Source organism: Nonomuraea sp. K271, assembly GCF_009908215.1.
In the GTDB taxonomy this organism is placed as follows: Bacteria; Actinomycetota; Actinomycetes; order Streptosporangiales; family Streptosporangiaceae; genus Nonomuraea; species Nonomuraea longispora.
The window spans coordinates 1-21555 of record NZ_JAAAHR010000166.1 but is presented as its reverse complement, the minus strand read 5'-3'; the positions used below and the strand labels follow the sequence as shown (position 1 = coordinate 21555).

Here is a 21555-nt window from a genome sequence, read left to right as displayed (position 1 = left end):
GTACAGCGGTCCTACCGGCCCACCGCCACGCAAGCACCGGCCCCGGACGGCCGTCCACGCCAAGTAAGTTACGACTTTACTGCTGGTCAGGAGCGGAATTGAGTTCGTTGTGGGGATCCACTAGAGTCCCCATCGGCAATTCCCCCTCACAGAGGATCAAGCGTGCAGTTGAGAAAAGTGCTCCCCGCCCTGGTGGCGACCGGTGCTGCCGCCGCCCTGATGGTGGGCGCCGCCCCATCCGCCGGCGCCCAGACGACGACCCAGGCCAGCGCGCAGTCGGCCGGCTATCCCCGGCTGAAGTGCTCGAAGGTCACGGAGAAGGGCGGCTGGAACTCGTATCGCTACGTCACGGTCAAGAACAACTGCAAGCGCACGCTCAAGGCCAACGTCGAATGGTCGGGCAAGGACAGCGGCTGGGTGGCCATCTCCAAGGGGACGTCGCACACGTTCAAGCGGGAAATCATCATGGGGGCTTACGGCGTGAAGATGTACTACAAGGGAAAGCGGTACAACACGGATCTCTGAAATGCCGCCGCGAACGCCCATGCTGAAAGCCGTATAAGGCCGATCGGCAAAAGGCAACCATCCCGATAAAGGGAAACGGGCCGGCGCACATCGACGCCCACGCCCCGCGGCCGTACACCCTGCCCTGGGACAAACCCAGCGGAAAGTCGCGTACGCACAAGCTGCTGTTCCGCTGGGGCATCGATGACTTGCACGTGCGGCATCGCCACTACGATGAAACCGGGTCTCTCCGAGTACCTGGGCCACGCCGACACATGCTGCCTTCGTCGCACGACCGCGTCCGCGAGGCCATTGACCGACAGTTCCGGCGGCCCGGAGCCGCTGAGGCAGAACTGACCCAGAGCAGAACTGACCCAGAACTGAGGGTCACACAGCGGCGGGGGATCGGTCAGGGGTGGTGGCCGCAATGACGGTGCTGCGGACACGTCCTCCCTTTGACGTGCGGCGTCCTCAGTGGACCGGCAGGCCGGTGACCGCTCTGCCGATGATGAGGCGCTGGATCTCCGACGTGCCCTCGAAGATGGTGAAGATCTTGGCGTCGCGGTGGAAACGCTCGACCGGATGGTCGCGGGTGTAGCCGGCCCCGCCCAGGATCTGGATGGCCCGCTCCGTCACCCACACCGCCGTCTCTCCCGCGACCAGCTTCGACATCGAGCCTTCCGCCTGTTCGAAGGGCCTGCCGTTCCTGGCCATCCAGGCGGCTCGCCAGGTCAGCATGCGGGCGATGTCGACCCGGGCCGCCATGTCGGCCAGCAGGAAGGCGATGGCCTGGTTCGACCCGATCCGGCGGCCGAACTGCTCCCTCTCGCGGGCGTAGTCCCTGGCGTACTCGAAGGCGGCCCGCGCGATGCCCACGGCCATCGCGGCCACGGCCGGGCGGGTGGTCTCGAACGTGCGCATCGCCGCCTGCTCCCCTGCCCGTTCCCCGTTGCGTACCCGGCTCAGCCGGGCCTCCAGCTTCTCCTTGCCGCCCAGCAGGCAGGAGCCCGGTACGCGGACGTCGTCGAGTACGACCTCGGCCGTGTGGGAGGCACGGATGCCGTGTTTGCGGAACTTCTGGCCCATGGACAGGCCGGGCGTGCCCGGGGGCACGACGAAGGAGGCCTGGCCGCGGGTGCCGAGTGACGGGTCGACCGAGGCGACGACCACGTGCACGTTCGCGATGCCGCCGTTCGTGACCCACGCCTTGACGCCGTCCAGCACCCAGTCGTCCCCGTCGGGCACGGCACGGGTGCGGATGGCGCCGACGTCGGACCCGGCGTCCGGCTCCGACGCGCAGAAGGCGCCCAGCTTGACGTCGCTTTCGGAGCCGAACATCTGCGGCAGCCACTCCCCCACCTGCTCGGGCGTGCCGTTGCCGGCCAGGGCCGCGGCCGCCAGCCCGGTGCCGACGATGGACAGGCCGATGCCCGCGTCGCCCCAGAAGATCTCCTCGAACGCCACCGGCAGTGCCAGCCCGCTCTCCTCGAACCACTGGGTGGCGAAGAAGTCGAGCGAGTAGAGCCCGATCTTCGCGGCCTCCTGGATGACCGGCCACGGGGTTTCCTCGCGCTCGTCCCACTCGGCGCCCGCCGGGCGGATCACGTCGCGTGCGAACGCGTGCACCCAGTCGCGCACCTCGGCCACGTCGTCGCTGGGCTCGGGACAGAAAGCGCTCATGCAGCACTCCTTGCTCGTTACCGCCGGTAACACCTTACCCGTGGGTAGAGCCGCCCGCGAAGATGCCGGTGGTACGGGGTTCAGGCCGCCATGGTGATCATCGGTGGGCGTTCGGCGATGCCGATGTCGGTCAGCAGGACGTCGTGCCCGTCGCCGGCCCTGCGGAACTGCGCCAGCCGGAGCGAGGGCGCGTGGCAGGTCTCGATCTTGCCCTGGCGTTCCAGCCGGGACCACGCGGCCAGCATGATCTGGGACGCCATCCCTCCCAAGGCTTCCGTGGACTGCGGCGCGTGCTCCCGCGAGCCCAGGTCCACCTGCGCGAACGCGTCCAGCCCCGCCAGTTCGAGCAGGTCGATGAGCAGCCCGAGCTCCACGCCGTAGCCGGTCAGGAACGGCACCCGTTCCAGGGCGGAGCGCCGGCCGGCGTACTCACCCGCCAGCGGCTGCACGAACCCGGCCAGCCGCGGCCAGTGGAGGTTGATCAGGGGGCGGGCGACCAGTTCGGTGACGCGGCCGCCGCCGTTGGAGCAGCCGTTGAGAGGACGGTCATAGCACGCTTTGGCGTACACCACGGTCGGGTCGGCGAGGATGGGTCCGAGCAACCCAAATACCAGTGAAGGTCGAAATTTCCGGATATCGGCGTCGGCGAACACCAGCACATCCCCCGAGGTGACCGCCAGCGACTTCCAGAGCGCCTCCCCCTTGCCGTCGAGCGGCTTGAGCCGCGGCAGGATCTCATCCTGGGCGTGCACCGTGGCCCCGGCCCGCGCGGCCACCAAGGCGGTGTCGTCGGTGGAGCGCGAGTCGATGACCACGATCTCGTCGACGAGCCCGCCCAGCTCCCGCCGGATCACCGTGACGATCTCCCCCACGGTCTCCCGCTCATCGCGGGCCGGGAGCACCACGCTCACCGTCGTACGGCCCTTGGCGGCCACCAGGTCCCGCAGCGGCCAGTCCGTGACGCACGAAGTACGGCGTCGCAACCATGTACGCACCTCAGGCAGCATGCGACCCCTCCCCCCGTATCCCCACATTTCAGCTTAGGGGGTGGTGGCGTGGCGCTCCAGGAAGGTGTAGACGTCCGCCTCGTCCACCCCGGGGAACGACCCGGGCGGCAACGCGGCCAGGACGTGGGAGTTGGCGCGGGCGGACGGCCAGGCGTACCCCTCCCACCGTTCGGCCAGCCCGGCGGGCGGGCGGCGGCAGCAGTCGCCGTTGGGACAGCCGGAACGGGTGCGGTTGGTGGTCTCGCGCCCCCGGAACCAGCGCGACTCCTTGTACGGCACTCCCAGCGTGATGGCGAAGTCCCGCTCGCGCGACGGATCGACGTGGGCCACGCAGAAATAGGTCCCGGTGGGCGAGTCGGAGTACTGGTAGAACACCGAGAACCGGTCGGGTGAGGCGAAGACCTGCCGCCCCGACCACTGCAGGCACATGCGCTGCCCCTCGATGGCCCCCTGCTCGTCCGCGGGGAAGACGATGCCGTCGTTCTCGTACGCCTTGTAGATGATGCCTCCGGCGTCGTTGCGCACGAAGTGGCAGACGAGCCCGAGATGGTGCGTGGCCAGGTTGGTGAAGCGGTGGGCGGCCATCTCGTACGACACCGCGAACACGTCGCGCAGGTCCTCCACCGACACCGCCCGCTGCGCCTTGGCCTCCTGGAGGTAGGGCGCGGCGGCCCGCTCGGGCACGAGCACGGCTGCGGCGAAATAGTTGGCCTCGGTGCGCTGGCGCAGGAAGTCGGCGAAGTCCCGGGGTTTGTCGTGGCCGAGCGCGAGGTGGCCGAGCGTCTGGAGCAGGATCGTACGCGGGGTGTGCATGCCGAGCTGCTCGTGTTTGACGTAGATGCGCCGGTGGCGCAGATCGGTGATGGAGCGCACGGAGCGCGGCAGGTCCTGGGCGGTGTGCACCGTGTAGCCGAAGTGCGTGACCAGCCCCTGGATCATGCTCTGCGACAGGGCGCCCGTACGGTAGCCGACGGCGTCGAGCGCCTGGGCGGCGGCCTTCTCGATGTCGGGGAAATAGTTGCCCACCTCCCGCTGCCGGCGGCGCAGCTCGGCGTTGGCGACCCGGGCCTCCTCAGGGGTGGCCGTGCCGCGGGCCTGCCGGGCGCGCAGTTCGCCGTACAGACCGAGGAGATGTTCGAGCACGTCGTTCGGCACGCGCGCGGAGACCTTCAGCCGCGGCAGGCCGAGCCCCGCGTAGATGGGGTCGCGCTGGGCCTCCTCCAGCGCGATCTCGAGCTGTGCGCGGCGGTTGGGCGGCTGGCGGCGCAGCAGTTCCTCGACGGGCACGCCGAGGGCCGAGGCGAGCGACTTGAGCAGCGACAACTTGGGCTCGCGCTTGCCGTTCTCCAGCAATGACAGCTGGCTGGGCGCCCTGCCGACGCGCGATCCGAGGTCGGACAGGGTGAGGCCGCGCTGTTTACGCAGGTGACGGAGGCGCTGGCCAAAGGCGATCAGATCCAGCTCCTGCGTCAAAGACAGCGGTTCTTCACCGAGCAACGGCCCCATGTCGGCATCTTAGGCAGAAAAACCAGCCATTTTCTAGATTTCGGACACCAAGCGCTCGGCCGGTCGGAGCACGCCCGCACCACCGGACGCGCGCGCCGCACGTTCCGGCTCAGGCCGGAACCCGTGTCCCGGGTACGGGAACCGTCACGGCCGGGCAGCGCGGGTCCAGCCCGATGCGCGCCATCGCGACCGGGCCGGCGGGCGAGTGGTTCGGCGGCGAGCCCAAGCGGGCCCTCGACCCGTCCCGCCGCGCTCCGTACGGGGCGGAAGCGCAATCTGGTGCGCATCGCCATCAGCGGCAGGAGGTGACCGCCGTGCCGCCGGCCGGACGCGAACGAATACGAGCATGCCGGTTCGTGGAAAACTCGCGATTTCTTCTCAGAAGAATACCGGCAGGTAGAGCATATTTCGATAATTTTCGTAAACCTTCTCGTCGTCGCCGACTTTCGACCGTGTGACCCGGGGCAGAGACTCGGCGTAAGCCCCAGGGGACGACGAAGGAGTGATCATGAAGGATCGCCTCAAGGGAGCTGCCGAGCAGCTACAGGACGAATGGGACCACGATCCGCGGTGGGCGGGCATCGAGCGTACGTACAGCGCCGAGGACGTGATCCGGCTGCGCGGCAGCGTCCAGGAGGAGCACACGCTCGCCCGGCTCGGCGCCGAGCGGCTGTGGGCCCTGCTGCACACCGAGGACTACGTCGCCTCGCTCGGCGCACTCACCGGCAACCAGGCCGTCCAGCAGGTGAAGGCCGGGCTGAAGGCGATCTACCTGTCCGGCTGGCAGGTCGCCGCCGACGCCAACCTGGGCGGGCACACCTACCCCGACCAGAGCCTGTACCCGGCCAACTCCGTGCCGGCCGTCGTCCGCCGCATCAACAACGCGCTGCTGCGGGCCGACCAGATCACGTGGTCGGAAGGCGTCGAGAGCCCGCACTGGCTGGCTCCGATCGTGGCCGACGCGGAGGCCGGGTTCGGCGGCGTGCTCAACGCCTTCGAGCTGATGAAAGGCATGATCGCGGCCGGCGCCGCGGGCGTGCACTGGGAGGATCAGCTCGCCTCCGAGAAGAAGTGCGGCCACCTCGGCGGCAAGGTGCTGATCCCCACCGGCCAGCACGTCAAGACACTCAACGCCGCCCGCCTCGCCGCCGACGTCTGCGGCGTCCCCTCACTGATCATCGCGCGGACCGACGCCCAGGCCGCGACGCTGCTGACCAGTGACGTGGACCCGCGCGACCAGGCGTTCACCACCGGCGAGCGCACCGCCGAAGGCTTCTACCGGGTCAGGAACGGGCTGGAGGCGTGCATCGCGCGCGGCCTGGCGTACGCGCCGCACTCCGACCTGCTCTGGATGGAGACCGGCACGCCCGACCTGCAGATCGCCCGCGAGTTCGCCGAGGCGATCAAGGCCGAGCACCCGGACCAGCTGCTCGCCTACAACTGCTCGCCGTCGTTCAACTGGAAGAAGCATTTGGACGACTCCACGATCGCCAAGTTCCAACGGGAACTGGGCCACATGGGGTACAAGTTCCAGTTCATCACGCTGGCCGGCTTCCACTCCCTCAACTACTCCATGTTCGACCTGGCCCGGGGGTACGCGGGCGACGGCATGCCGGCGTACGTGGAGCTGCAGGAGGCGGAGTTCGCCGCCGAGGCGCGCGGCTACACCGCGACCCGGCACCAGCGCGAGGTCGGCACCGGCTACTTCGATCTGGTCAGCACGGCCGTGGCCCCCGACTCCTCGACGACCGCGCTCAAGGGCTCGACCGAGGAGGAGCAGTTCGCCCACTGAGCACCTGAACGCGCCGGCCACCTCCAGGGCATGGGAGGGTCCCCGGCGGCGGCCGCGTCAGTCCTCCCCAGCGCTGGCGCGGCCTTTGTCATGACGAGCTAGTGGGCGTCGGAGTGTCAGGGGCGGGCGTGGACGGACCTGGCGACTCGCCGGGCCCGTCCTGGGGGATCGTGGTGATCGACGACGACGGCCGCGGGCAGTCCCGCCTGGGCATGGCGCCGCGCCTCCTGCCCGCCGGGGCCGCGCACGCGCCGGGGTCTTCCCCGCCGGGCTCCTGCGGCCCGGCGGAGCCGGACCAAGGTGCTCGCGGGTGCCGGATGTCCCACCGCTGGGGCGAAGGACTGCGGGCGCCGTCCGGCGTACGGGTGCGCGTGACGAACACCGTGGGCGTGACCGGATCCGTCGCCTGCCTCGTCGCAGGCCCCGTAGCAGGCCCCGTGGCAGGCCCCGTGGCAGGCCCCGTGGCAGGCCCCGTGGCAGGCAGGGCCCGGGTGGGCGGCACGCGCCCGGCCGGGGTGGGGCGTGTGGTGGACACGGCGCTGCCCTCCGGCCGGGCGGCGGACGGCGGGTCGCCGGGCAGCAGCGAGCCGCCTCCGATGGGCGTGCCGTCCGCTCCTGAGGCCGCGATCACCGTGATGGCCGCGATCGACACCGTGGCCAGCGCGGCAAAGCCGGCGTTGGCGAGGCTCGCCCCGGCCCTCCGGCCCTTGCGGGAACGATCCACGACCGCCTCACCGGAGGGCTCGCCGCACGCCCCGCCGGAGCACGCGCCGTCCGGCTCTCCGGGGGCGGCGTCACCGTGCCGTACCCGTCCCCCTCCCGGCGGGTACGGCACGGGAGTCCAGATCTTTCGCAGCACCTCGTCGACCGCCCGGCGCAGATCCTGCGGATCGCCGACGCCGCCGGCGGCGAGCAGCACCCGCAGCAGGTCGGCGGCCCGGGGCCGGTCGGCGGGCTCCTTGGCCAGCGCCGCCTCGACGGCGGGCCGCAGCAGGGCGGGCACGCCCTCGGCCCGCGGCGGCTCGAACAGGATGCGCCGGGTCAGCACGTCCGCCTCCCCGCTCCCGAACGGGTGGTGCCCCGTGGCCGCGAACGCCACCAGGCACCCCCACGCGAACACGTCGGACGCCGGCAGTGCCGCCGCGCCCGTCAGCCGCTCGGGCGCCACCCACCCGGGACTGCCCATGACCTGGCCGGCCTGCGTGTGGGCGGAGAGCGTGTCGACGTCGCGGGCGATGCCGAAGTCGATGACGCGCGGCCCTCGCGCCGACAGCAGCACGTTGGCCGGCTTGAGGTCCCGGTGCACCAGCCCGGCCTCGTGGGCGGCGACCAGCGCGGCGGCGACGCCGAGCGCCACACCGTAGGCCCGGTCGGGAGTCAGCGGCCCCTCCGCGAACGCGACCTGGGAGAGGGCGGGGCCCGGGATGTACTCGGTGACCAGATAGGGCCGGTCGTGGTCGGTGCCGTCCTCGACGACCGCCGCCGTGCAGAACGGCACCAGTCTGCGCGAGAAAGCCACTTCCTCGGCGAAGCGGGCGCGCAACGTGGCATCGTTGAGATGCACCGTATGGGGTGTCTTGAGCGCTACCAGGCCACTCTGAGCGTGTTCGGCCAGGTAGACGACTCCCATTCCGCCCGCACCGAGGCGGCCCAGCAGCAGATATCGCCCGATGATGACCGGGTCGCCCACCGTAAGCGGTCGCACGCCGGCAGGCAGGTCACTCGCACCACGCGCCATCCGGGTTTCGCCCTTCCTGTCTGGACCATGGCACAGCACACTGTGACCGCATCCAGGCGGGCTTTCCGTACGTCTTGCGCAAGCGGTATCAGAGGTAAGGCGATCGTTCCTCCGGGGTGAGGAAGCCGTGGGGCGTATGTGGTGTTCCGTTCCTGGCGGGGACCGGGTTCAGGACGCGATGGCGGCGGCCTCCTCCGCCTCGACCTGGCGGTTCCAATCCTTCTTGACCGCCCGCCAGCCCTCGTCGTCCACGCCCGCGCGCCAGTAGCCGGAGATGGACAGCCGGTCCATCGGGATCGCCCGTTCCAGCCGCAGGTGCCGGCGCAGCACCTTCACGAACCCCGCCTCCCCGTGCACGAACGCGTGCACGTCGCCCTCGGGGAACTCCAGCTCCCGCACCGCCTCCACGAGCGCCTGGCCCACGGGACGCTCGCCCCGGTAGAGCCACAGGATCCGCGCGTCGGCGGCGGTGTCGAGCTTCTGCTCGTCGCCGGGCCCGTCCACCTCGACCAGGACGTGCGCGAGTGCCCCTTCCCGCAGCGCTTCGAGCGAGGCCGCGATCGCGGGCAGCGCGCTCTCGTCACCCACGAGGAGGTGCCAGCCCGCCCCGGAGTCGGGTGCGTAGCCGCCGCCGGGGCCGAGCATGAGCAGCACGTCCCCCGGCTTCGCCGCGGCGGCCCATGGCCCGGCCAGCCCCTCGTCGCCGTGCACGACGAAGTCGAGGGTCAGCTCGCGGGCGTCGGGGTCCCAGGCGCGCACGGTGTAGGTGCGCAGCCGTGGCCAGTGCTCGCGCGGCATCGTCTCGCGGCACTCCTTCACGCTGAACGGCTTGGGGTAGTCGACGTCGTCGTACAGGAAGACCAGCTTGACGTAGTGGTCGGTGAACCCCGTGGTGGCGAAGCCGGACAGCCCGTCACCCCCCAGCACGACGCGTACCATGTGCCGCGAGATCCACTCGGTCCGCAGGACGACGCCCTGGTGATGATCTGCGGGCTTCTCAGCCATTCGAACAGCCCCCTGACTCAGGTTAGGTATACCTAACCTTACATGCTTCCGATCGCCAGCCGCAGGCCGATCGCCATAAAAAAGGGACACGACGTAATTCATGCCGCGGCCGGATCCTCCAGTGAGCCCGGCCGTCCGGCCACCGCCCCCAGAAATCTCGCGATGTGACGGAACGCCAGCCGCGCCTCCGGCAGCACGTCCGCCAGGATCGGGAAGACGTGCGGCATACGGTCCCACTCCTCATATCTGACCGCCACCCCCGCCCGACGGGCCCGCTCGGCGACGCGCCTGCCCTCGTCGCGCAGCACCTCCGTCGACCCCGTCACGATCATGAGAGGCGGCAGCGCCGTGAAGTCGCCGTGCACCGGCGACACCAGCGGATCCCGCGGATCCAGGCCGGAGGTCCACCGGCGGGCCAGCCAGCGCACCCGGCTCTCCGGGAGCATGGGGTCCTGCCAGCGGTTCGCGCGCCGCGGAGCGTCGGTCAGGTCCGTCCACGGCGACAGGCAGATCGCGGCGGCGGGCAGGGGCAGTCCCCGGTCGCGCAGCGCGAGCAGGGTCGCCAGCGTCAGGTGGCCGCCGGCCGAGTCGCCCGCGAGCACGATGTCCCCGGCCGCGTGGCCACGCCCGAGCAGGCAGTCGTAGGCGTCCATCGCGTCGGACAGCGAGTCGGCCAGCGTGTGCACCGGCCCCTGCCGGTAGTCCAGCGCCAGCACCGGCCGCCCGGCCGCGGCCGACAACCGCCACGTGATCGGCCGGTGCGTCCCCGGCGAGCACGAGAAGTACCCGCCTCCGTGGAAGTAGAGCACGACCTTGCGCTCGTCGAGCCCTTCCCCGCCGCGCACCCACTCGCCGCCGCACGACGACAGGTGCGCGGGCGCGACCGCGACCTGCTCGGGGTACGGCAGTTGCACCAGCCGCGCGAGGTCCCCCAGCCTGGCCGCGCAGACCAGCGCCAGCGGATGGCGCATCAACAGGCTGGACGCGGGCTTCACGGTGCCGCGCATGAAACCGGTGAGCGCGCGGGCCTGCCAGCTCAGGGGGTATTGAGGAACTACGTCCCCATCTATGCGCATATCGGTCCTCCGGTAAGACCCCTTCCCCTTCTCATCCGCTCCTACCGGTCAGTACGGATCCGATCCCCGCAGCTCCAAATTGCGTTGCGAGCCCCCGACCCTCCAGCGGATAATTTCCTGCTTTCTCGTCGGCAGACCCGCGCACGGGTCCGGACACGGTATGTCACCGTGTCATCACCCCCCGGAGGTGCAAAACCATACCGCTCTACGCCCGGCTCGTCCGGTACGGCTTCAGGAAACACTCCACCTACGTCGCAGCCGCGCTCGCCGGCGCCTTCACCAACAGCGTGTTCGGCGTCCTGCGCGCCTACATCCTCATCGCGTTGTGGCAGGCCCGCCCCGGCCTGGCCGGCTACGACATCACCGACGCCATCACCTACTGCTTCGTCACCCAGGCGTTCATCGCGCCGATGCAGCTGTTCGGCGGCGGCCTCGCCATACCCGAACGCATCCGCAGCGGCGACATCGCGCTCGACCTCGTCCGCCCGGCCCCGCTCCAGGCCTGGTCCTTCGCCGAGGACGTCGGCAGGGCCTCCTACCTGTTCCTGGTCCGCGGCATCCCGCCCATGCTGGTCGGCGCGGCCGTCTTCGGCGTCGTCGTCCCCGGCGACCCCGGCAGGTGGGCGGCGTTCATGGCCGGCTTCGCGCTCGCCGTCGTCGTCAGCTTCGGCTGGCGCTACCTCATCGCGCTGTCGGTCTGCTGGCTCATCGACGACCGCGGCGTGGCCGTCCTGTCGATGGTGCTCACCACGTTCTTCAGCGGCATGATGCTGCCCCTGCACATCTTCCCCGGGTGGCTGGCCGACGTCGCCAGGTCGCTGCCGTGGGCCGCCATGGTCCAGCTGCCCACCGACCTCTACCTCGGCAAGGCCGCCGTCATGGAGACACTCGCCTTCCAGGCGTTCTGGGCGACGGTCCTGCTCGCGCTCGGCGCGCTGGCCACCAGGGCGATCCGCCACAAGGTGGTGATCCAGGGTGGTTAGCCTCTATGCCCGGCTGGCCTGGACCTGGACCCGAGCCGCCGCCGCCTATCCCGCCTCCTTCGCGCTGATGACCGTGCTCGGCATCACCACGACCACGCTCGACGTCGCCGTGATTTTCATCGTCTTCGCCAACACCACCACCCTCGCCGGGTTCTCCCGCGACGAGGTGCTCTTCCTGTACGGCTCCGCGGGCGTGTCGTTCGCCCTCTGCGACCTCCTCGTCAGCAACATCGACCGGGTCAGCCAGCACATCAAGGCCGGCACCTTCGACACGTTCCTCATCAGACCCGTCAGCTCGTGGCTGCAGCTCACCACCGACCGCTTCAACCCCAACAGGCTCGGCCGCGTGCTGCAGGCCGTGCTCGTGCTCGGCTACGCCGTCGCGGTGCTCGATCTGGAGGGACGGCGACTCTGGATGATCCCCGTCATGGTGGTCACCGGGTTCGTCATCTTCGCCGCGGTCTGGACGCTGGTCGGCGCGGCTCAGTTCCTGCTCACGGACGCGCCGGAGCTGGGCAACGCCTTCACCTACGGCGGCCAGCAGCTCACCCAGTACCCCCTCGCCATCTACACCCGCGACCTGGTCAAGGGCGTCACTTACGTGCTCCCGATGGCCTTCGTCAACTGGCAGCCGGGCCTGTACGTGCTGGGCAGGGACGATCCCTTCGGCACGCCGGAGTTCATGCGTTTCCTCGGGCCGGCCGCCGCGCTGGCCCTCGCCCTGGCGGCCGGGCTCGCCTGGCGGCAGGGCATCAGGCACTACCGATCCACGGGGAGTTGACCATGATCGAGCTTGATCGGGCCGGGCGCTCGTTCAAGGTGAAACGAAACCTCGTCCACGCCGTACGCGACCTGTCGTTCACCATCGCGCCGGGAGAGTTCGTCGGCTACCTCGGGCCCAACGGCGCGGGCAAGTCCACCACGATCAAGATGTTGTGCGGCATCCTCACGCCCACCTCGGGAACGGTGCGGGTGGCCGGCCTGGAACCGTCGCGCAGGCGCACCACCCTGGCCCGGCGGATCGGCGTGGTGTTCGGGCAGCGTACGACGTTGTGGTGGGATCTGCCGCTGGCCGACAGTTTTGAACTGATCCGACACCTTTACAAAGTAGATCGCCACGCGTACCGCACGCGGCTCGACGAGCTGATCACCACGCTCGACCTCAGCTCCTTCATCCGCACACCGGTGCGCCAGCTCAGCCTGGGGCAGCGCATGCGCGGCGACCTCGCGGCGGCGCTGCTGCACGCCCCCGACGTGCTGGTGCTCGACGAGCCGACGATCGGGCTCGACGTGGTCAGCAAGGCCGGCATCCGCGACTTCCTCAAGCGGCTCAACGCCGAGCGCGGCACCACCGTGCTGCTCACCACGCACGACCTGGGCGACATCGAGCGCCTGTGCCGGCGGGTCATGCTGATCGACCACGGCCGGCTGGCCTTCGACGGGACACTCGGCGACCTCATGGCCACGGCCCCCGACCAGTCCGACATCGAGGAGGTGGTCGCCCGCCTCTACACCGGCAGCCGCACCGCCTAGTAGTAGCTGCGCTCCGGCGTGGTCTCGTACTCCTCGTCGACGTCGTCGTCGTCACGTCTCGACCAGCGCGACGGCATCAGCACGGGGATGAACAGGGCCACGCCGAGCAGGGCGAACACGCCCGTCGTCAGCAGTGTCCTCGCGCCGGCGCCGGCCTCCCTGACGAGCTGGTGCATCGACGGCTCGACGGGGACGAACGACAGCGCCCTGTTCACGTCGAGCGCGTAGACGACCGTCCAGGCCAGCAGCACCATCGACGGCAGGAACGTCGCCAGCGGCGAGACCCGCCCCGCCACCACGAGGCCGACCACCAGTCCCACGGCGGCCATCGAGCCGAGCGCGATCCACAACGTCTGGCTGTCGGGTGCGGCCGCCACGGAACTTCCCGCCGCCTGCTGGACGGCCCATCCTCCGCCTGCCAGCACAGCGGCCGTCACCACAAGCCCGATGAGCAAACCAGCTAAGTGCCGCAACGTTCTCACCTCAATGTCGACGTGGTGGGCACGACCCTAGCGACAAAAGCCATTTTCGGCCCAGGCATTGTGCAGCTTCGATCTCAGGACCTCATATGCCCCTGCCCCGTGAGAACATGGGGCACACTCATGGGCGCGCGACTTCCTCTCAGGCTCGCGCGGACGGCCGCCTTCGCCGCTGTCTGCGTGACCCTCGCCGCCCTCGCCCACGTGCTGGGCGGCGGCGACGCACCGGCGCCGTGGACCGCCGCGCTCGGGCTCGCGTGCGTGTCCGCGCTGGGACTCGCGCTGTGCGGCAGGGAGCGCTCGGCCCCGACGATCAACCTCGTGCTCGTCGGCGCGCAACTCGGGCTGCACGAACTGTTCGCCGGCGACGGCGCGTCCTACGTCTCGGTGCACGGCCACGCCCAGGGAGGCCTGGCCGTCGGCACCGGCATGTTGCTCACGCACCTGACGGCCACGGTGATCACGGGCCTGTGGCTCTCGCGCGGCGAGGCCGCCCTCTGGTCGCTGCTGCGCCGCATCGGCCACCGTCTCGTGCTGCTCGCACCGCTCGCCGTGTCCTCCCCTCGGCCCGCCGCGGCGATCGTCCGCACCAGGGTGGTGCCGCTCCAGCCGGGCTTCCGGCACTGCGTGGCCAGGCGTGGTCCTCCACTTCCCGCCTGACCTCTGACGCCCCATCACCTTTCAACCAAGTGGAGTTTCCGCATGTCCTTCGCACGCCGCGCGGCGACCGTGCTCGCCGCCGCCACCGCTCTCACCGCCGGCCTCGCCCTGCCCGCGCTGGCCCACGTCACGGTCCAGCCCGGCACCGCCGAGCAGGGCTCGTTCACCAAGGTCGCCTTCCGGGTGCCGAACGAGCGCGACAACGCCTCGACCACCAAGATCGAGGTCTCCTTCCCCACCGACCACCCGCTGGCCTTCGTGTCGGTCAAGCCCGTCCCCGGGTGGGACGTCAAGGTCACCGAGGGCAAGCTGCCCGCGCCGGTCAAGACCGAGTACGGCGAGCTGGAGGAGGCCGTCACCAAGGTCGTCTGGTCGGGCGGCGAGATCGAGCCGGGCCAGTTCCAGGAGTTCGAGGTGTCCATGGGCCAGTTGCCCACCGACACCGGTTCCCTGATGTTCCCGACGAAGCAGACCTACTCCGGAGGCGAGGTCGTCGACTGGTCGGAGGCCCCCAAGGCCGACGGCACCGAGGCCGAGCACCCCGCCCCGCTGCTCAAGCTGGTGCCCGCCGCCGGCGGCGACACGGCGACCTCCGCCTCTCCGTCCGCCGCCGCCGCAGGTGCCACGCCCTCGGTCGCCCCGGTGGCGGCGGCGTCGGCGTCCGACGGGACGGCCCGCCTGCTGGGCGGCGCGGGCCTGGTGGTGGGTGTGGCCGGCGTCGTCATCGGCTTCCTCGGCCTGCGGCGCCGCGCCTCCTCCTAACGGACGGGCGTGGGGCGCCCTCCCGGGACGCCCCACGCCCGTCCGTGTGCGGGTCTCAGGAGGTGATGTCCTTGCCGGAGAACCGGGCCCAGGCGATCGAGCCGAACAACAGGATGTACGCCCCGAACGCCAGCAGTCCTTCCCCCATCGCCGCGGTGTCGATGGGGCTGCGCAGAACCGCGTCGAAGTTCGTGAACCGCGTCGGCAGCAGGTACGGCGTGATCGAGCCGAGCTCCGGGATCGCGCGCAGCACCTGGCAGACGATGATCAGCACGATGGTGGCGGCGATGGCCCCGATGGACACCTCGGTGAACGTCGACATGGCCAGCGCGACGGCGGCCAGGGCGGCCATGCCCGCGCCCACGTAGCCGACGGCGATGACGATGCGCAGCAGCCCGTCGCCCATCGAGATCGTGGTGCCCGACAGCAGCGTCACGTCACCGGCGGGGAAGAGGACGAGCCCGGTCGCCAGCGCCGGCAGCGCCACCGCCGCGGTGACGGCGTACGCGAAGACGACCGCGTTGAGATATTTGACGGCCAGCAGCCGGGTGCGCCCGGACGGCGCGGCCAGCAGGTAGCGCAGTGTCCCCGCGCCCGCCTCGCCCGCGATCGAGTCGCCCGCCACCACGCTGACGACGACCGGCATGAACAGCAGCACGAGGAACGAGAACGAGACGAACGTCAGCATGAGGCTGTTGCCCGCGACGTCCTCGATGATCCCGCCCATGCCGTCCTCGGCGGCGACGACCCGCAGGGCGACGCCGATGACGATCGGCACGAGCCCCAGGGCGGCCAGCATCAGCAGATTGCGCGGCCGGCGGAACGTCAGTCCCAGCTCGGAGCCGAGCAGCCGCCAGAACGACCACGGCACCCGGGCGGGCGGCGTGCCGGGGTCCGCGGCGGGCTGCCGCGGCCCGCGTTCGGCGCTGCGCAGGGTCTCCCCGACCGGCACGAGCCCCGGTGTGCGCCTGGTCCGCGTCTCGGCCGCCGTCTCAGCCGTCGACATCGAAGCCCTCCCCTGTCAGTCCGACGAACACGTCCTCCAGGCTGGGCCGGACGACGGCCAGCCCGCGCACGGCCACGCCCTCCCCCACCAGCGCGGCGTTGATCTGCTCAGGTACGCGCCCGTCCAGCTCGGCGGTGACCTCCGCGCCGGATCGGCGCACGTCGGGCAGGCCAAGCGTGCCGAGCACCCGCGCCGCGTCGGCGGCGTCGGGCGTCTCCACCCGGACCCGGACGACCAGGCCGCTGCGGAGCGAGGCGATCGTGCCCTGCGCCACGAGCCTGCCGGTCCGCATGATCGCGGCGTGCGTGCACATCTGCTCGACCTCGGCCAGCAGATGGGAGGAGACGAAGACCGTGGTGCCGTCCGCGGCGATCTCCTTGACCAGCGAGCGGACCTCGCGCGTGCCCTGCGGGTCGAGGCCGTTGGTCGGCTCGTCGAGGATGAGCAGCTCACGTGGGCCGAGCAGGGCGGCGGCGATGGCGAGACGCTGGCGCATACCGAGCGAGTAGTTGCGGTAACGCTTGCCAGCGGCGGCCGACAGGCCCACCCGTTCCAGCGCCTCGGCGATGCGCCGCGCGGCGGTGCCGCCGCGGGCGGTCGGGTCGGCGGCGTCGAAGCGCCGCAGGTTGGCCTCGCCGGACAGGTACGGGTAGAAGGCCGGTCCCTCGACCACCGCGCCGACCCTGGGCAGCGCCTGGGCCAGGGGCAGGTCCAGCACGGAGTAGTCGCCGGCCGTCGGCGCGACCAGGCCCAGCAGCATGCGGATCGTCGTGGTCTTGCCCGAGCCGTTCGGCCCGAGGAAGCCGAACACCGAGCCGCGGGGCACTGCCAGGTCGAGCGCGTCCACGGCGACCTGGCCGCCGCGGAAACGCTTCGTCAGGCCGTGCGTGACGATGGCGCTCTCCCCCGGGCCGGCCCCCGGGGGCGGGGCCGCCCCGAAGGGCGCCCCCGCTTCCTGAGTGACGGCGGTCACTTGATGCCCGCCGCCTTGGTGATCTCCTCCGGGGTGACCGGGCCGACCAGCATGCGGCCGTCGTCGGTCAGCAGGGCGGTGACGAGCTTGGTCTTGATGAGCTTGCCGGAGCCCCACGGGCCGCTCACCGGGGTGGCGGACTTGAGGACGCTGTCGAGCAGCGCCTTCGGGTCGGCGTCGGGGCCGAACCGCTCGCCGCCCTTCGGGGCCTGCGCCGCCTTGGCCACCAGCTCCTTCTGGTCGAAGGGCAGGACCGCCACGCTCGCCCAGCCGTCGCCGACCACCTTCACGCGGTCCTTGACGTGCTCGGCCTGTTCGGCGCGCTCCTCGGCGACGTGCTCGCCGTGGGGCATGTCGCCGAGCGTCCTCTCCTCCACCTTGGCGCCCGCGGGCGGGGCGAAGGCGAAGTTCTCGGGCGCCGGCGGCGTGAACGTCACCTGCGTGAACCCGACCTGGAACGCCGGCTCGGCCGAGCCCTTGGCGTAGACCTGGACCTGGAGCGGGACGTACGTCTCGCCGTCGAGCGCGATGCGTACCTCCTGGACCAGCGAGCCCTCCGCCTTGGGCGACAGCACGAGCTGGTAGGCCGGGCGGCCCGCCACCTCCGCCGTGTTGATCACCCGGACGTCGGTGTACTGCTCGGCGTCGGCCAGCAGCCGTTCCGACAGCTGCTGCGGCGTCAGGTCGGACGCCTGCGGCATCGGCGTGCGGTGTTCCTGGCCGGCGCCCTTCTTGACCGTCAGCCTGGTCGCGGTGTTGGTGGAGCTGTCCCAGTACCAGCCCTGGTCGCCGTCGAGGATCAGGTTGGTCTCGTTCAGCTGCGTCGGGATGGCCATCCGCACCTTGTCGTGGGCGCCGTACCAGACCTTCACCTCGTGCGAGCCGGACAGCAGGCTGAGCGGCGAGGTGTCGCCGGTCTGGGGCAGCGCGGGCAGGCCGAGCGACGCCGTCTGCTGGACAGTGCCGGACATCGGTGGCACGCCACCCGCCTTGCTGGTGGCCGACGCCGCGTCGGCCAGCAGCTGCTGGGCCGAGCGCTCCGGCAGGACGGGATCGCCGCTCACGGCGGCGATCACCGGGCCGGCGCCGATGGCGGCTCCGATGACGGCCGCAGCCGCGACCGGGACCCCCCACCTCACGTACGTTCCTCTTCGCATCTCACTCCTTTACCGTATGTCGATGCTCAGAGCCTGCGTCATGCATCCTTAGGCGGACCTGAGACTTTCTGAGACGGCTCTCAGCCTTCTCAGCGCCGTCTCAGCCCCAGGACAGGAGAATCGCCACATGAGAGTGCTTGTCGTCGAGGACGAGCGGCGGATGGCCGCCGCGCTCCAGCGGGGGCTCCAGGCGGAGGGGTTCGCCGTGGACCTCGCCCACGACGGCGAGGAGGGACTGCACGCGGCCCGGCACGGCGACTACGACGTCGTGGTGCTCGACATCATGTTGCCGAAGTTGTCGGGCTACAACGTGTGCAAGCAGCTGCGCGCCGAGGAGAACTGGGTGCCCATCCTCATGTTGTCGGCCAAGGACGGCGAGTACGACATGGCCGACGGGCTCGACCTGGGCGCCGACGACTACCTGACCAAGCCGTTCTCCTACGTGGTGCTGGTGGCCAGGCTGCGGGCGCTGCTGCGGCGCGACACGGGGCGGCGGCCGTCGGTGCTGGTGGCGGGCGACCTGTCGCTCGACCCGGCGCGGCGCAGGGTGCAGCGGGGCGAACGGCCGGTCGAGCTGACGCCCAGGGAGTTCGCGCTGCTGGAATACCTGCTGCGCAGGCGCGACGAGGTGGTGTCGAAGACGGAGATCCTGGAGCACGTGTGGGACACCTTCGACACCGACCCCAACGTGGTCGAGGTGTACGTCGGCTACCTCCGGCGCAAGATCGACGCCCCCTTCGGCAGGAACGCGCTGCAGACCGTGCGCGGCGCCGGCTACCGGCTGGCGGGCGACGGTGGCTGACTCGCCGCTGGCCTGGTGGCGGCGGCAGGGGCTGCGGTTCCGGCTCACGGTGGCGGCCGCCGCCGTGCTGGCGCTGGCGCTGGCGGTGTCGGCCTCGGTGCTGCTCAGCGTGCTCGACCGGGCGCTGATCGACACCGTGGACGAGTCGACGAGGGCGCAGGCGCAGGCCGTGCGCGTGGCGGCCGACGCCGGGACGCTGAACAGCCCGATCACCACACACGACGGCACGATCGTGCAGGTCATCGACGACCGCGGGCGGATCACGCACGTCACGTACGGAGCCGACCGGCTGGTGCCGCTGCTCGACGCGGAGGCCAGGGCTCAGGTGCTGGCCGACGGGCAGGCCACGCTGCTCGACGGGCGGCCGTACGCCATGCCGGGGTTCCTGCGCGTGATCGTGCTGCGCGCGGACCGCGGCCAGACCGTGGTGGCGGCCAGGCCCATCAGCGAGATCCAGACGAGCCTCGCCACGGCCGCAAGGGTGTTGTTCGTCGGCACGCCCGCGCTCGTGGTGCTGCTCGCGGTGGCGAGCTGGCTCATGATCGGCCGTACGCTGCAGCCGATCTCCGCCCTGCGCAGGGGCGCCGCGGAGGTCACGAACACGGCCAGGTCGCGCCGCCTGCCGGTGCCGCAGTCGCGGGACGAGGTGCACTCGCTGGCCACGACGCTCAACGACATGCTGGCCCGGCTGGAGGAGGCCGAGCAGCGTCAGCGCGCGCTGGTCGCCGACGCCGCGCACGAGTTGCGCAGCCCACTGGCCAGCATCCGGCTGCAGCTGGAGGTGGCGCTCGGGCACCCTGGCGGCCAGGACTGGCAGGAGACCGCCGAGGGCGTGCTCGAGGACACGATGCGGCTGGCCAGGCTGGCCGAGGACCTGCTGGCGCTGGCCAGGCTGGACGAGCGCGGCGGCGTGCCCGCCAGGCGCGAGCCCGTCGACCTCGACGACGTGGTGCGCCAGGTCGTCGACCGGTACGGCGAGGCACGGCTGACGGTGTGCGACCCGGTCGTGGTGCGCGGCGACGCCCTCGACCTGAGCCGGGTGCTGACGAATCTGATGGACAACGCGGTACGCCACACCTCCTCCAAGGTCGACGTGGCGCTGACCGGCGACGGCGTGCTGACGGTGACCGACGACGGCCCCGGCATCCCCGAGCAGGACCGCGATCGGGTGTTCAACCGCTTCACCCGGCTCGACTCCGGGCGCAGCCGCGACGAGGGCGGCGCCGGCCTCGGGCTGGCGATCGTCCGCGAGACCGTGCGGGCGCATGGCGGCACGGTCTCACTGGAGGACGCCGGCCCGGGGTTGCGGGCCGTGGTACGGCTGCCGGTGTCCCGCTAGGCCTGGCCCGCCGTACCTGTGCGGGCCACGACCCTGCCGCGGGCTCGTGCGCGGTGTCAGGCATCGCGGGCGATCCTGCCGGAGCCCTGCGCCGCGTCGTACGCGAAAACGCTCTTTCGCCGGGGACTGCCTGGACGGCGTCTTGTCACGTGCCAGGAAGGCACACGCCGGCGGGGGTTCCGGGAGGCGCTGGGGAATCAGAGGCCGGCGACGACGTCGTCCGCGGCCTTCATGGGCCCTTCACAGGCACGTGGTGCTCGGCTCACAGGCACGTGGTGCTCGGCAGGGCCCCGGGCTCGGAATGGTCCGGGCCCTTCACAGCTGGTCGTGGATGGACATGGAGCGTTCCGAAAGTGGTCAGGCGGCTGTCCCCTTTTCTGCGGTGGCCAGGAAGTCCTGGGCGATGAGCGGCAAGCGGCGCCGGGCGTGGACCACGGCGATGATCCGGCGTACCGCGGGTTCGAGTGAGCGCACCACCAGGCCTGCGCGACCGGCCTGTTCGGCCATGCCGCGGTACCACAGCAGGGACGCCTGACCGGCGCGTACCGCGTTGAGCCAGCCGTTGCGCTCGTCGGTTTCGAGCACGACCACGGGCGTCACCGCGAACTTGCCGAACATCGCGTCGAGCTCTCTGCGCCGCATGCTGCCGCGGGCGGGCAGCGCCAGGCGCATGCCGTTCAGCTTGCCCATCGGCACGGGGTTGGGGAGTTCGAGCCCGGGCGGGGAGATCAGCACGATCTCCTGGCGTTCGAGCGGGTGGGTGATGAGGTCGGTGGGCACGGGGAGATCGGTGAGCCCGAGATCGGCCCGCTGATCCCTGATGGCGCTGACGACGCCGTCGCGGCCGTCGCAGCGGACGATGTGCACGCGCACTCCCGGATGGTCGGCCGCGTAGGCGGGCAACAACCGCCCGGCGAGACCGGGTTCGAGGCTGGGCGTGGCGGCGATGCGGAGCTCGGCCTCGGTGGTGCCGGCGTGGTTGGACAGACCCTCGATCTCGTGAACCGCGTCGAGCGCCTCCCTTGCCAGTTTCACCACCCGGCGACCTTGCGCGGTGACGACCACGCCGCGGCCGGAACGAGCGAAGAGCGTCATGCCGAGCTCCCGCTCAAGATCGCGGATGGCCCGCGACAGTGCGGGTTGCGCGATGTAGAGCGATCTTGCCGCGTCGGTCATGGTGCGGTGCTCCGCAGTCGCGACCACATAGCGGAGCTGCTGGAGATTCATGCCAAAGAAGCTAGGACACCGCCCGCCCTCGGGACCGAAAGATAGCGGAGATCACCTCGAATGATTTCGGACCGTAACCGAGTACCGCTACATCCGTGACGGGTGATAAATCAGTATGCTTTTGCCCCAAATTTGGCAAGGGTCCGCCAAGTCGCGGCGCAAAGCCACTGAAACCAGACAACCGCGTGAACGGGGAGACACGGTGACAGGGAACGGGCAGTATCCACCCCCGCCACAAGGGCCAGGGCAGCCCCAACGGCCACCCTCGTTGCCATGGCCGCCGCCGGGCTACCGCCAGCCGCAGCCGCAGGGGGGCGGCCCGTACC

Annotated in this window: 20 protein-coding genes; 9 read left to right on the top strand and 11 right to left on the bottom strand. The window is 70.9% G+C overall.

Annotated elements, in window-relative coordinates:
* Positions 1 to 162: 162 nt before the first annotated feature.
* Positions 163 to 525, top strand: a complete 363-nt coding sequence (locus GUY59_RS38080) for a hypothetical protein (RefSeq protein WP_138206006.1) — start codon at positions 163 to 165, stop codon at positions 523 to 525.
* A 450-nt stretch (positions 526 to 975) separates the two neighbouring features.
* On the opposite strand, the gene GUY59_RS38075 is transcribed toward GUY59_RS38080, so the two are convergent.
* From GUY59_RS38075 to GUY59_RS38065, 3 genes are all read right to left on the bottom strand, one after another.
* Positions 976 to 2184: an acyl-CoA dehydrogenase family protein gene (locus GUY59_RS38075; RefSeq protein WP_138206008.1), complete on the bottom strand. Its 1209-nt coding sequence runs from the start codon at positions 2182 to 2184 to the stop codon at positions 976 to 978.
* Between the two features lie 80 nt (positions 2185 to 2264).
* Positions 2265 to 3191 carry a glucosyl-3-phosphoglycerate synthase gene (locus GUY59_RS38070; RefSeq protein WP_138206010.1) on the bottom strand — a complete coding sequence of 309 codons (927 nt, stop codon included), beginning with the start codon at positions 3189 to 3191 and terminating at the stop codon, positions 2265 to 2267.
* A gap of 33 nt (positions 3192 to 3224) precedes the next feature.
* On the bottom strand, positions 3225 to 4697 hold the full coding sequence (locus GUY59_RS38065) for a helix-turn-helix domain-containing protein (RefSeq protein WP_425465105.1): 1473 nt from the start codon (positions 4695 to 4697) through the stop codon (positions 3225 to 3227).
* A 508-nt stretch (positions 4698 to 5205) separates the two neighbouring features.
* On the opposite strand from GUY59_RS38065, the gene aceA reads away from it, so the two are divergent.
* Positions 5206 to 6489, top strand: a complete 1284-nt coding sequence (gene aceA / locus GUY59_RS38060) for an isocitrate lyase (protein ID WP_138206012.1) — start codon at positions 5206 to 5208, stop codon at positions 6487 to 6489.
* A gap of 88 nt (positions 6490 to 6577) precedes the next feature.
* On the opposite strand, the gene GUY59_RS38055 is transcribed toward aceA, so the two are convergent.
* The 3 genes from GUY59_RS38055 to GUY59_RS38045 form a co-directional block, all read right to left on the bottom strand.
* The gene (locus GUY59_RS38055) at positions 6578 to 8194 is read right to left on the bottom strand and encodes a serine/threonine-protein kinase (protein WP_161714907.1); all 1617 of its coding nucleotides are present in this window, start codon (positions 8192 to 8194) and stop codon (positions 6578 to 6580) included.
* A gap of 201 nt (positions 8195 to 8395) precedes the next feature.
* Positions 8396 to 9232: a siderophore-interacting protein gene (locus tag GUY59_RS38050; protein WP_138206016.1), complete on the bottom strand. Its 837-nt coding sequence runs from the start codon at positions 9230 to 9232 to the stop codon at positions 8396 to 8398.
* A 98-nt stretch (positions 9233 to 9330) separates the two neighbouring features.
* Positions 9331 to 10239: an alpha/beta hydrolase fold domain-containing protein gene (locus tag GUY59_RS38045; protein WP_236667892.1), complete on the bottom strand. Its 909-nt coding sequence runs from the start codon at positions 10237 to 10239 to the stop codon at positions 9331 to 9333.
* 356 nt (positions 10240 to 10595) lie between these two features.
* Between GUY59_RS38045 and GUY59_RS38040 the strand changes: the two genes are divergently transcribed.
* Genes GUY59_RS38040 through GUY59_RS38030 form a run of 3 tightly spaced genes read left to right on the top strand, consistent with a single transcriptional unit; the run spans position 10596 to position 12824 of the window.
* Positions 10596 to 11291 (top strand): ABC transporter permease, encoded by a 696-nt coding sequence (locus GUY59_RS38040; RefSeq protein ID WP_252375149.1) that lies wholly within the window; start codon positions 10596 to 10598, stop codon positions 11289 to 11291.
* Positions 11284 to 12072 carry an ABC transporter permease gene (locus tag GUY59_RS38035; protein WP_252375150.1) on the top strand — a complete coding sequence of 263 codons (789 nt, stop codon included), beginning with the start codon at positions 11284 to 11286 and terminating at the stop codon, positions 12070 to 12072. The genes GUY59_RS38040 and GUY59_RS38035 overlap by 8 nt, the downstream gene beginning before the upstream one ends.
* Positions 12073 to 12074: 2 nt before the next feature.
* Complete coding sequence (locus tag GUY59_RS38030) at positions 12075 to 12824, top strand: ABC transporter ATP-binding protein (protein WP_138206020.1); 750 nt, start codon at positions 12075 to 12077, stop codon at positions 12822 to 12824.
* Here GUY59_RS38030 and GUY59_RS38025 read toward each other — a convergent pair.
* Complete coding sequence (locus tag GUY59_RS38025) at positions 12821 to 13261, bottom strand: hypothetical protein (RefSeq protein ID WP_330849280.1); 441 nt, start codon at positions 13259 to 13261, stop codon at positions 12821 to 12823. The genes GUY59_RS38030 and GUY59_RS38025 overlap by 4 nt on opposite strands.
* A 165-nt stretch (positions 13262 to 13426) precedes the next feature.
* Between GUY59_RS38025 and GUY59_RS38020 the strand changes: the two genes are divergently transcribed.
* Together GUY59_RS38020 and GUY59_RS38015 are read left to right on the top strand one after the other, a co-directional pair.
* Positions 13427 to 13963, top strand: coding sequence for an MFS transporter (locus tag GUY59_RS38020; RefSeq protein ID WP_138206023.1), 537 nt, complete (start codon positions 13427 to 13429; stop codon positions 13961 to 13963).
* 42 nt (positions 13964 to 14005) lie between these two features.
* Positions 14006 to 14725 (top strand): YcnI family copper-binding membrane protein, encoded by a 720-nt coding sequence (locus GUY59_RS38015; RefSeq protein ID WP_138206024.1) that lies wholly within the window; start codon positions 14006 to 14008, stop codon positions 14723 to 14725.
* Positions 14726 to 14780: 55 nt separating this feature from the next.
* On the opposite strand, the gene GUY59_RS38010 is transcribed toward GUY59_RS38015, so the two are convergent.
* From GUY59_RS38010 to GUY59_RS38000, 3 genes are read right to left on the bottom strand one after another with little or no spacing between them, the layout of a single operon-like run.
* Positions 14781 to 15731: an ABC transporter permease gene (locus tag GUY59_RS38010; RefSeq protein ID WP_138206026.1), complete on the bottom strand. Its 951-nt coding sequence runs from the start codon at positions 15729 to 15731 to the stop codon at positions 14781 to 14783.
* Positions 15718 to 16704 carry an ABC transporter ATP-binding protein gene (locus GUY59_RS38005; RefSeq protein ID WP_138206027.1) on the bottom strand — a complete coding sequence of 329 codons (987 nt, stop codon included), beginning with the start codon at positions 16702 to 16704 and terminating at the stop codon, positions 15718 to 15720. The genes GUY59_RS38010 and GUY59_RS38005 overlap by 14 nt, the downstream gene beginning before the upstream one ends.
* Positions 16701 to 17843 carry a LolA family protein gene (locus GUY59_RS38000; protein ID WP_252375152.1) on the bottom strand — a complete coding sequence of 381 codons (1143 nt, stop codon included), beginning with the start codon at positions 17841 to 17843 and terminating at the stop codon, positions 16701 to 16703. The genes GUY59_RS38005 and GUY59_RS38000 overlap by 4 nt, the downstream gene beginning before the upstream one ends.
* Positions 17844 to 17988: 145 nt before the next feature.
* On the opposite strand from GUY59_RS38000, the gene GUY59_RS37995 reads away from it, so the two are divergent.
* Complete coding sequence (locus GUY59_RS37995; protein WP_138206030.1) at positions 17989 to 18663, top strand: response regulator transcription factor; 675 nt, start codon at positions 17989 to 17991, stop codon at positions 18661 to 18663.
* Positions 18656 to 20002 (top strand): sensor histidine kinase, encoded by a 1347-nt coding sequence (locus GUY59_RS37990; protein WP_138206031.1) that lies wholly within the window; start codon positions 18656 to 18658, stop codon positions 20000 to 20002. Before GUY59_RS37995 ends, GUY59_RS37990 begins: the two co-directional genes overlap by 8 nt.
* A gap of 357 nt (positions 20003 to 20359) precedes the next feature.
* On the opposite strand, the gene GUY59_RS37985 is transcribed toward GUY59_RS37990, so the two are convergent.
* Positions 20360 to 21229: a LysR family transcriptional regulator gene (locus GUY59_RS37985; RefSeq protein WP_132337726.1), complete on the bottom strand. Its 870-nt coding sequence runs from the start codon at positions 21227 to 21229 to the stop codon at positions 20360 to 20362.
* Positions 21230 to 21555: the final 326 nt, after the last annotated feature.

What these genes read in the sequence shown, in the direction of transcription:
- GUY59_RS38075 (WP_138206008.1), bottom strand. Translation starts at nt 2,184, where the DNA reads ATGAGCGCTTTCTGTCCCGAGCCCAGCGACGACGTGGCCGAGGTGCGC.
- GUY59_RS38015 (WP_138206024.1), top strand. Translation starts at nt 14,006, where the DNA reads ATGTCCTTCGCACGCCGCGCGGCGACCGTGCTCGCCGCCGCCACCGCT.
- GUY59_RS38045 (WP_236667892.1), bottom strand. Translation starts at nt 10,239, where the DNA reads ATGCGCGGCACCGTGAAGCCCGCGTCCAGCCTGTTGATGCGCCATCCG.
- GUY59_RS38050 (WP_138206016.1), bottom strand. Translation starts at nt 9,232, where the DNA reads ATGGCTGAGAAGCCCGCAGATCATCACCAGGGCGTCGTCCTGCGGACC.
- GUY59_RS38065 (WP_425465105.1), bottom strand. Translation starts at nt 4,697, where the DNA reads ATGGGGCCGTTGCTCGGTGAAGAACCGCTGTCTTTGACGCAGGAGCTG.
- GUY59_RS37995 (WP_138206030.1), top strand. Translation starts at nt 17,989, where the DNA reads ATGAGAGTGCTTGTCGTCGAGGACGAGCGGCGGATGGCCGCCGCGCTC.
- aceA (WP_138206012.1), top strand. Translation starts at nt 5,206, where the DNA reads ATGAAGGATCGCCTCAAGGGAGCTGCCGAGCAGCTACAGGACGAATGG.
- GUY59_RS38010 (WP_138206026.1), bottom strand. Translation starts at nt 15,731, where the DNA reads ATGTCGACGGCTGAGACGGCGGCCGAGACGCGGACCAGGCGCACACCG.
- GUY59_RS37985 (WP_132337726.1), bottom strand. Translation starts at nt 21,229, where the DNA reads ATGAATCTCCAGCAGCTCCGCTATGTGGTCGCGACTGCGGAGCACCGC.
- GUY59_RS38070 (WP_138206010.1), bottom strand. Translation starts at nt 3,191, where the DNA reads ATGCTGCCTGAGGTGCGTACATGGTTGCGACGCCGTACTTCGTGCGTC.
- GUY59_RS38020 (WP_138206023.1), top strand. Translation starts at nt 13,427, where the DNA reads ATGGGCGCGCGACTTCCTCTCAGGCTCGCGCGGACGGCCGCCTTCGCC.
- GUY59_RS38030 (WP_138206020.1), top strand. Translation starts at nt 12,075, where the DNA reads ATGATCGAGCTTGATCGGGCCGGGCGCTCGTTCAAGGTGAAACGAAAC.